This window comes from Alphaproteobacteria bacterium, from assembly GCA_018662925.1.
Classification (GTDB): Bacteria; Pseudomonadota; Alphaproteobacteria; order 16-39-46; family JABJFC01; genus JABJFC01.
This window is the reverse complement of the sequence record JABJFC010000016.1, coordinates 1-9,121: the sequence shown is the minus strand read 5'-3', so window position 1 is coordinate 9,121 and position 9,121 is coordinate 1. Positions and strand designations below refer to the sequence as shown.

10 protein-coding genes are annotated in these 9,121 nt (G+C 36.7%); all 10 read right to left on the bottom strand.

What is annotated here, in order from left to right:
• A partial coding sequence (locus HOL16_01005; GenBank protein MBT5389276.1) for an IS1595 family transposase occupies nucleotides 1-538 on the bottom strand: 538 nt, incomplete at its 3' end.
• A 331-nt stretch (nucleotides 539-869) separates the two neighbouring features.
• Nucleotides 870-1,826, bottom strand: a complete 957-nt coding sequence (locus HOL16_01000) for a TauD/TfdA family dioxygenase (protein MBT5389275.1) — start codon at nucleotides 1,824-1,826, stop codon at nucleotides 870-872.
• A 34-nt stretch (nucleotides 1,827-1,860) separates the two neighbouring features.
• Nucleotides 1,861-2,946, bottom strand: coding sequence for an alpha-hydroxy-acid oxidizing protein (locus tag HOL16_00995; GenBank protein MBT5389274.1), 1,086 nt, complete (start codon nucleotides 2,944-2,946; stop codon nucleotides 1,861-1,863).
• Between the two features lies 1 nt (nucleotide 2,947).
• Nucleotides 2,948-4,129, bottom strand: coding sequence for a PLP-dependent aminotransferase family protein (locus HOL16_00990; protein ID MBT5389273.1), 1,182 nt, complete (start codon nucleotides 4,127-4,129; stop codon nucleotides 2,948-2,950).
• Entirely contained in the window at nucleotides 4,126-5,100 is a 975-nt protein-coding gene (locus HOL16_00985) for a hypothetical protein (GenBank protein MBT5389272.1), read from the bottom strand. The genes HOL16_00990 and HOL16_00985 overlap by 4 nt, the downstream gene beginning before the upstream one ends.
• 56 nt (nucleotides 5,101-5,156) lie before the next feature.
• Entirely contained in the window at nucleotides 5,157-6,863 is a 1,707-nt protein-coding gene (locus tag HOL16_00980; protein ID MBT5389271.1) for an ABC transporter ATP-binding protein/permease, read from the bottom strand.
• A gap of 120 nt (nucleotides 6,864-6,983) precedes the next feature.
• The gene (locus tag HOL16_00975) at nucleotides 6,984-7,283 is read right to left on the bottom strand and encodes a hypothetical protein (GenBank protein ID MBT5389270.1); all 300 of its coding nucleotides are present in this window, start codon (nucleotides 7,281-7,283) and stop codon (nucleotides 6,984-6,986) included.
• A 47-nt stretch (nucleotides 7,284-7,330) separates the two neighbouring features.
• Nucleotides 7,331-8,338, bottom strand: a complete 1,008-nt coding sequence (locus tag HOL16_00970; GenBank protein MBT5389269.1) for a phosphotransferase — start codon at nucleotides 8,336-8,338, stop codon at nucleotides 7,331-7,333.
• Nucleotides 8,328-8,528 (bottom strand): MbtH family NRPS accessory protein, encoded by a 201-nt coding sequence (locus tag HOL16_00965; protein ID MBT5389268.1) that lies wholly within the window; start codon nucleotides 8,526-8,528, stop codon nucleotides 8,328-8,330. The genes HOL16_00970 and HOL16_00965 overlap by 11 nt, the downstream gene beginning before the upstream one ends.
• A 21-nt stretch (nucleotides 8,529-8,549) precedes the next feature.
• Nucleotides 8,550-8,879, bottom strand: coding sequence for a hypothetical protein (locus HOL16_00960; protein ID MBT5389267.1), 330 nt, complete (start codon nucleotides 8,877-8,879; stop codon nucleotides 8,550-8,552).
• Nucleotides 8,880-9,121: the final 242 nt, after the last annotated feature.

Here is a 9,121-nt window from a genome sequence, read left to right as displayed (position 1 = left end):
GCATAGGTTTCCCCTCAGCATTTTTCTCGACCGCCACAATAAAAGGCACTTTGTTTTCAGAACCCCTTCCGCGCTTCCCTTTTTTCTTTCCACCCCAATACGCATCATCTATTTCGATATCTCCAGACAATGGCTTCTCAGCATCACGTTCCTTCATGACTTGAGCCAACTTATGATACACCATTGCCCCTGTATTAGAGGAAACACCCAGGGGTCTGGAAAGGGAAAGTTGGGAGATACCATTCTTGGTTTGGGTCATTAAGTACATCGCCAAAAACCACTTCGTTAACGGAAGTTTCGTTGAATGATAAATTGTCCCAGAGGTTATTGATGTCTGTCCCCTGCAACTATTGCATTGGAATAGAGATCCTCGACTCTTTAAACGGCAGTGGGCTTTACAGTTACATTTTGGACATACGAATCCTTTTGGCCACCGCAAATCTACAAGGGCGGCAATACACTGCTCTTCAGTGCCATACCCCCTCAAGAATTCACTCAAACTTAGTCCCTTTTGAAATTGAATCTTATTCCTGTGCATGTTTATTCTCCTTGTTTCTCTTTAAACTTTCTTTCTTTAGGATAACAGGAAATTCAAGCTGAATATACTACGTAATCAGGTTTTATTTTGTCCCAGAACATAGTGAATGTTTTCTGGATTGTCATTTTTATATTTCGCGAGAAGAAGTCTTAATATTCCGTGGGAAATAATATAATTTTTTCTTAAGAATTCTGTTTTAAAGCTATTAGCTTTGTGTATTTCTCTTGAAGAGAGGAGGGGCTTAAGGCACCTTGAGTCTGAAATAGAACTTAAATCACAATAAAATATATGAGCTTTGTTTTTGCCAAGTTGGAAAGGACGGCAATCTGTTTTATCCCATTGCAACTGCAATTTTTCTCTCTCCTTCATATGGGTATCGTCCATGAGCCATTAAATGATTATCCAGAATTAAAATATCTCCAATTTTCCAGTCGAATATAATACTCTCCTTTTTATAGGCTTCGTGAATGTATTTAATAATCTCATTTGATATAGGGCTGCCATCACCATAGAAGGAATTTCTTGGAAAGTTGTCCTCTCCAACATACTGTAGAAGTAACTCACGTGATTGTTTCTCTAAACTTGATTGATGAAAAAGGTGGGCTTGATTAAACCAAATTTTTTCTTGGGTTTTTGGGTGGACCGCTACTGCTTGTGCAACTTGCTTTGTTGTTAGTTTTAGAGGAGTATTGCTCCATTCGTACTGGATGTTGTTTTTTTCACAAAAGGCTCCTACACAGTCTTTCTTGTCAGTTTGAAAAACTTCTTCCCATGGCAAGTCAACTCCCTGAGTATAAGTTCTTTTATAGAGGACCTGTTTCTTCTCAAAGGTTTGAACGATATCTGGGGAAAGCGCTTCTAAAACTTTTCGGCTATCTGCTAGGGGAGTTTGCCCCCCTTGTTGAGGGGGGATAGCACAGAAAAAAAATATCTTTGAGGGCCAAGAAGTTGTATAGGAACACTCATTATGGAGCGGTATTATTCTGTCTGCTGGGTATTCAGTTGCTGTATATATTTTTCCTCCAAGTTTTTTTCTAGGCGTTGACCTGTATGTATAGTCAAGCAAATTGGGGCAAATTGATAAAGCAGTTCGATTGAACTCTGACATAGACGAGACGTTGAAGTTTCGGAGTAAGATTCCCCCAAATTTTAGGAGCACTTCTTCAATTTCTTGTTTATGAAGTTGAATCCATGAGGTGGGAGTTTGATTTTTTGTTGCATTGATCACAGGAAGATTACTTCCACTTTGTGATAAGATTTCTGCTGAAACATCTGCGTTTAAAAACATAAAGATCCTTTTTTATAAAAGTTTTTGAAATCAATTATTTTGTATGGGGCTGTGTCACATGATCTTCTGTTATTTCCGAGATTGACTTGCAACCACATAGATGCATGGTTGCCTCAAGTTCTTTGTGCAAAATATTAAGGACAGAAGCGACACCTTTTTCTCCATCCATTAAAAGCCCGGAAAGAACAGGGCGACCAATAAGAACTGCTTTTGCACCCAAAGCAATTGCTTTAAATATATCACTTCCTGATCTTATGCCCCCATCAACCAAAACTTCGATTCTGTTTTCTGTATGCCTTAAAATTTCAGGCAAAACTTCAATAGAAGTTCGGGTTGTATCAAGCTGTCTGCCTCCATGATTTGATATAATGATTGTAGATATTTTATGCTTTAGAGCAATCTTAGCATCCTTAGCACTCATAATACCCTTGAGAATAATGGGGAGTTTTGTAATGGATTTTATCCATTCAATGTTTTTCCATGAAATGGCAGGCTCTAGAAGGGAAGAAAGAAATCCGGCTATTTTTTCTGGAGAAATATTTGAGGGAAGAATTCCCAAATCGATCAAATTTTTAGGTAAAGATTCTTTTTTTAGTATGAGTGGGTGCAGACTTTCAGATTTTCTTTTACCATAGATAGGGGCATCAACTGTTAGAACAATCGCTTTATACCCTACACTCTCTGCTTTTTGGATTAATGTTTTTGTAATCTCTTTGTCTTGATAGATGTAACTTTGAAACCAGAGGGGAGACTCTGTTTTTTTGATGATATTTTCCATGGGACTGCTTGATAGCATGCTTGGTATAAAGCAAACTCGTTGGGAGGAAGCTGCTTTTGCAGTGGCAATTTCGGCATCATGATGAAGAAGGCCTTGAAACGCCATGGGAGCAATCAGAATAGGAGAATTCAGGGGAGTGTTCCCTACCTTTATATGCAAGTCTATAGTGCGAATATCTCTGAGAACCCGTGGCTTTAGTAGAATGCTATCGAAAATTTTTAAGTTACGCTGGAGGGATAGTTCTTTTCCTGCTCCACCGTATATAAAACTTTTTATGTTTTCTGGCATAGCCTGTAAGGCTTTTTCTTCAATATCATATAAATCTATAAAATCATTTTTCATCTTAGCTCACTTCCTTTCTTTCTAGCTCTTGCATAACTTGTTTAAGTCTCAAGACCCCTGCTTCTAATTGCTGTATTGTTGGAAATGAAAAATTTAACCGCAAGTGATACATGTGCTTAGAGCTTTCAGTAGGGGAAAAATAGTTGCCAGGAACAAAGCAAATACCTTTTTGAAGGGCCAGTTTTAGAATAGTGGAAGCGGGAATTTTTTCTTTGAGTTTTGCCCATACAAAAAATCCTGCTTCAGGGGGATGATAAGTAAGGTATTGGGATAAATGAAGGTCTAAAAAATGAAGAAGGGCATTTCTTTTTTCTCTATATGCACTGCATATTTTTTCTATATGACTCTCTAAGGGATGCTCCGCAATGAAAGTTGAGACTATTCTTTGGCCAATGGTTTGTGTGTTGATGTCGAGGGACTCTTTGATTATTGAGAGTTTCTCTAAAAGATACTCGGGGACAACTAACCAACCAGCTCGGAGACCTGGCGAAATAATCTTTGAGAAAGAACCGATATAAAGGGTTTGGTTTTCATTGAAATATCGAATTGGTGGGGTTGAAGGTGTATAGGAAATAAAACCATAGGCATCATCTTCTATGATAGGCAGTTCATACTCAGCTGCTATTTCTGCAATAACCTTCTTTTTATTGCTAGACAGATTAATTCCTAAGGGGTTATGTCCGTTTCCAATGAGATATAAAAATGCAAATTTTTGAGAAGATTGAAGAATTTGTTTGAGGTGTTCAATGTCAATGCCTGTTTTATCATGAGTTAAAACAGCCTGAATTTTGGGTTGGTGGGGAGCAATAGCTTGAATGAATCCTGGATATGACAGTTCTTCAGTTAAAACAGCCTTTTCTTTCCCTAATAATAAACTACAAAGCATGCTGATACCCTGCTGGGCAGCAGATGTGATAAAAACATGTTCTTTTTTGCAGGGAGATCCACGCTTTTCCATAATAGATAAGACTTGTTCTTTTAATCGGTCGCTTTGTGGAGAATATTGAAAGAACAGAGGGTCTGTATAACTACTTATGCAGGCAGTGAGTTCATTGACAGGAAAAAGATCTGGAGAGGGTAACCCTAAGGCCATAGATATAAAGTCAGGGCCGGTTGACTTGAGAGCTTTTTGTAGTTCAGAAGGTTTTTGGCTCTGAAGCCAGCTCGAGATAGCCATAGTCATATGGCTTCTTCTAGTTCTAGTTTTTCTATGGATTCAAAGAGAGATTTAACATTATTTTCTCCAAAACCGTCTACGCCATTTCGTTGTATGAGTTCAAAGAAGAAGGTGTTATCTCCCCATAAAGGTTTTGTGAAAGTTTGTAGTAAACAGTGAACCCCTTCCATTTCTACTAATATATTCAGAGTTTCTAACTCTTTCATATTTAGAGGAAGGGTTTTATTTTTTTCCTTTAGGTTGTCATAATATGGCTTGGGAGCTTGTAAAAAGTCCATGCCATTTGATGAAAAGGTTTTTACAGATTGGCAAATATTAGATGTGTTAAAGGCGATGTGCTGTATTCCAGGCCCACCATTATTTTCAATGAACGACTGAATCTGTGATTTCTTTTTTCCAGATTTTGGTTCTAGCAAAACAAATTTCACATCATTTTTTTCTATAACTATAGATTTCATCCCGCTATGGGTTGTATCAACTGTTAGAGTGTTCTTTAACTGACAGTGTAAGACAACTAAGTAAAAATTTTTCCACTTTTCTCCGTTGTCTTTTTCTAATGCAATTGCAATATGGTCAATATTCTGTAGTAAGGAATTTTTCTTCTTTTTAGATTGTGCGTTTTCATGTCCTGGAAAAAAGCAATCTGTTTTTCCAGTTCTTTCAATGAAAGTATGAGTTACATTTCCAAAAAGCTTTGCTGTAGCAATTTTCACACTTCCATTTGAGTTTTTAAATGTCTGAGGCGAGTGAGTTAATTGCGAGCCTGCTTTAAGAAGATTTTTTACTAAGAGGTCAAGATCCTCAATGCGAAAGGCTACATCTTGAATGAAGCTATTTTTCCTGTTGTGCTCAGAGGAGCTGTTTTGTTCCAGTATGACATAAATATCATTGTGTTGTAAAAGGACTGAACTTGTTTCAGTTTCTCTGCTGGGGGTCTGTGAGGAAATCACTTGAAAGTGCCATATATTTTCAAACATGGTACAAGCAGTTTGAATGTCTGGAACTTTTATTTTTATATGATCAATAGAAAACATTATGAGGCAATGTCCAGGGTTTTATTTTGAGTGTTCCATAACTTTTGATAGTGTCCTTTTTTTTCCAAAAGCTGTGAGTGTGTTCCTTCTTCAACCAAGCTTCCATTCTGTAAAACAAGAATGTTATCATAACTGTCTAGTTGATTAAAGTTATGCGTAATATTTAATATGGTTTTGTTTTTAGAAAGTTTCATTATGGCATTTTGAACAGATGATTCCGAGATAGAGTCTAAGTTTGCAGTTGCTTCATCAAAAATCAGGATTGAAGGTGCTTTTAGTAAAAGCCGTGCCAATATAATGCGTTGTTTCTCTCCGCCAGAAAGTTTAACACCTCGCTCTCCAACAATAGTATTAAGGCCATTTGGAAGGCAAGGCTTCAAATCAGAAAAAGAGATTGCCTCTAAAATGTCTTCCAGTTTTTGTTCTGATGGAATTGGTGATCCATGTATGATATTTTCGTATATAGATTCATTAAATACAATAGAGTCCTGTGGGACAATACCAATTTCTTTCGATAAGACATCAGGAGAAAATGTGGAGAGGTCTTTATCATCAATAAGAATTTTACCGGAGTTGCAGTCATAGAATTGAAATAAAAGTTTTATAAGCGTGGTTTTACCAGCTCCAGAAGTTCCAATGAGCGCAGTGCGTGTACCAGGAGGAAGGGTAAAAGAAAGTTTTTTGATTAAAGGAGATCGATGGGGATAGGAAAAACAGACATTTTGAAACTCTATTTTCCCAAGAGAAATAGTATTGACCTGTTCTTTATGAGAAGTAGGACGTATAGGAGAACTTAGCAGTTCAAAGACCTTTTCCAAGTCCACAAGTGAAGATTTTGCATTTTTGTACAAAATTCCAAAGGATGCTAAGGGAGATAGAATTTGGAGTAAATAGCCATTGATTAAGACGAGATCAGAAATTTTTATTTGGCTAGAAAGCAAGTCCAAACCTGAGAAAATCATAAGAATTAGAAACCCAACACCAATAGTCGCATCTTGTAGTAACTGTGTTGTATGCAGCTTAAACAAGCTTAGGACCTTGGCCTTTTCTCTTTTATCCAATAGAGAACTTAGCTTCTCATTAATGTGTTTTTGAGTAGAAAGGTAGCGTAGGGTTTCATGGTTGAGGATGCTGTCGCTAATCAAGCTGCTAACAGAGAGATCTATTGAATTTCCTTCTCTTTTTAAATCAAGGGCTTTTTTTGTGCCTTTTGAGCTAAAGAGTATAAAAAAAGATAGTGTGCATAAAAAAACAAGTGCGTAAGAGTATCCAAAAAAATTCCATAGGATAATCATGGAAATGCTGATTTCAAAAAGCAAAGGAAAAAAAAGCAGTGCTAAGCCCCAGACTAGTGCGGGAAGTGCAAATTTAATTCTTTCTATAATTGATACGATGTTTCCTGTATCCATGCCGTTTTTTCCCAGCATGGATTGTTTATGTATATGGGAGAAAGTTTTTTTGATTAATTCTTTTACCAAGGTTTCTGCTAGAGGAGCTGCAAAAAACTCTCTGAGAGAAGTGGTTATTTTACTTGCTCCCCAAATTATTCCATAAGCTGCTAGTAGATAGAGGAGAACAATAGAAGTGTTGTTTGATTCCAAGTAAGATACGGTCTCCTTAAGAAATAATGGGGTTAGCAGATTAAAAAAAATTGAAAGAGTTATAAAGAAGACAATTCCTGCTATCCTTGCAGAATTTCTTTTCAAAGAATCTCTTAGAATGAATGCGCAGTTTTTTAGCACACCTATTTTGCTTGTGATTATCTCTTTTTTAAATAGGGAAAGTTTGAATAGGGAAAGGGGGAATGGAAAAAGCATTTTTCTTGTTCACTGAATAGGGGAATATAATTCTTGATCGATCTTTTCTACAAGATTGGGGACATGGTTTTCTACAAACTCTTTTAGATAGTCTGTTGTGAAGTGTTTTCTGTACTCTTCATAGTTGGTGAAGTTTAGCATAAGACAAACCTCTTGACTGTTGTTTTTATTAGATAACAAAGAGCTTTTTACGCACCCAGACTCTTTTTCTCGAACTAGAGAGAGTAATTGCTCAAACTGATTAGTTAGCTCAGTGACTTTACCTTCTTTTGCAAGAAAACGGACGATGCATGTAAGAGTGTTTTTCATTTGATAAGTCCTATTTGGCTAGAGTCATATTTCTGTAAGGGGTATTCCTATATGGCCTCTATTCTGGAAGTTGTGCTTTCAAATCTTTCTATTTTATTGAGGTCTTGTGCTAGACGCTTTTCTGTGTGGAATTTTGCAAGCTCAGGATAAAGTATATAACTGGAGCCTATCATAAAGAAGTGTCTAGCTTTAGCAATAGTGGGTATGGACTGAAATTCTTCTCTCTTTATATGAGCAGTACTTTCATACCCTTTGACAAAGGGGTTCCAAATAGAAGAGAAATCCTTTTCCTCTTTAAACAAAACAATGTCCCAGTACAGGGTGGAAAGATCATAAATATATTTTCCATATCCACATAATTCAAAATCAAGAATGGCGATGTTTTTTTCAGATAATAAAAAGTTTCCACAGTGCATATCTCCGTGGATAATTCCTTCGTCAAAAGAAGAAAAACTAATTTCAGTTAAATCTTTTTTTATCCCCTGAGCCAAGAGATCGAATTTTTTGTGCAATTCTAATGACAATGAGTTTTCTAGTGAATGGATCCTCTCCAGGGGGGCATCAATGAGAAAATCAATGCTAAGAACTCTTTCCGTAGGCGGTGTGAATTTTTTCCCCTCCTTGTGTAGCATTGCTAATGAAACACCTAGGTTGCTGTACTTTTTACTCGTTGTTTGATGTTTTGCATCCTTTTTTATAAAAGGGTGGAGGGAAAAGAACTTTTTGTATTCAGGTGACTGGAACTCAGAAACTATGCTTGTTTGATTGTTTTTTAAAGGAGCTGCTGTTTGGATGCCTTTTTTTTCCAAAAAATGTTGGAAGCTCAGTTCAAAAAGATAGTGCTCTTTTGTGAAGTTCCAGCAAGCCCGTTTGCTGTAAATTTTCGCAATATAAGATTTTTCATTTGCATGTAAAAGATAGATGTCATTGCTCCCACATGCTTTAATAAGCTTGCAAGATGAAAGAGGGGGAGTCATGTAATGGCAGGATACATAGTCTTTAATCGCAGTGGGGCAGATAACTGATCTTAGGATGTTTCCACACTCATGTGTCATTATTCATTGCTTTTTGAAGACTCAGGGGCCTCATATCTGTCCAATTCTCACGAATATACCTTAGGCAGTCTTCTTTTGAACCAGTTGGCCCAACTTGCTTCCACCCCAAAGGAATTTCTTTCCAGCTAAACCAGATTGAGTATTGTCCTTCAATATTAATGAGGCAGATAAACTCTTCAGATTTTTCCATGAATATATACTCCCGTAATATTTATTTATCAGAATTTTTTTCTACAGTTGAAGTTCCTGTACGGCTTTTTAAGTCTACATTTGCGGAGCAAAGTATAGGCTGAGAGTCTAAGATAGTGGTGCCTTTTATAATTAGATTTCCTTCTGTTTTTCCACTTTCTAGGGCAGAGAAATCGCATTCATCTATTAAGAGATCAATGCCTAGTTCTGTTTCTCCGCGTGTATCAGGAAATTTTAGATGCAAATAGGAGTTTTTAAAATTCTCTCTTAACTCTTCTAGAGATTCGTTTCTATATCCAATAATAACCTTTTGAGCCTTTGTTGCTAGGCGGTCAACTAATGTTTCAGCCACTTTTGTCCCTCATAGTTATAAGCTGCCAAATATAGTACAAAAAATAGGATTTTTTACTTGTTGTGTCAACAAGAAACACAAGAAACCCTGTTTTCTCTTGATATACCCTTCGTGAATAAAAGTATGGACTTTTAAGAGAAACCATCTTATAAACTATTGTTATGAAGATGTTTTTAAGCCAATCAGAAGAAGAACAGCTAAGAAAGCAGCATCGTGGCGAGAAAAATCGCCGAGTAGCAGAT

Coding starts and splice junctions, on each gene's coding strand:
- HOL16_01000 (MBT5389275.1), bottom strand. CDS start 1,826: ATGTTTTTAAACGCAGATGTTTCAGCAGAAATCTTATCACAAAGTGGA.
- HOL16_00995 (MBT5389274.1), bottom strand. CDS start 2,946: ATGAAAAATGATTTTATAGATTTATATGATATTGAAGAAAAAGCCTTA.
- HOL16_00990 (MBT5389273.1), bottom strand. CDS start 4,129: ATGACTATGGCTATCTCGAGCTGGCTTCAGAGCCAAAAACCTTCTGAA.
- HOL16_00985 (MBT5389272.1), bottom strand. CDS start 5,100: ATGTTTGAAAATATATGGCACTTTCAAGTGATTTCCTCACAGACCCCC.
- HOL16_00975 (MBT5389270.1), bottom strand. CDS start 7,283: ATGAAAAACACTCTTACATGCATCGTCCGTTTTCTTGCAAAAGAAGGT.
- HOL16_00970 (MBT5389269.1), bottom strand. CDS start 8,338: ATGACACATGAGTGTGGAAACATCCTAAGATCAGTTATCTGCCCCACT.
- HOL16_00965 (MBT5389268.1), bottom strand. CDS start 8,528: ATGGAAAAATCTGAAGAGTTTATCTGCCTCATTAATATTGAAGGACAA.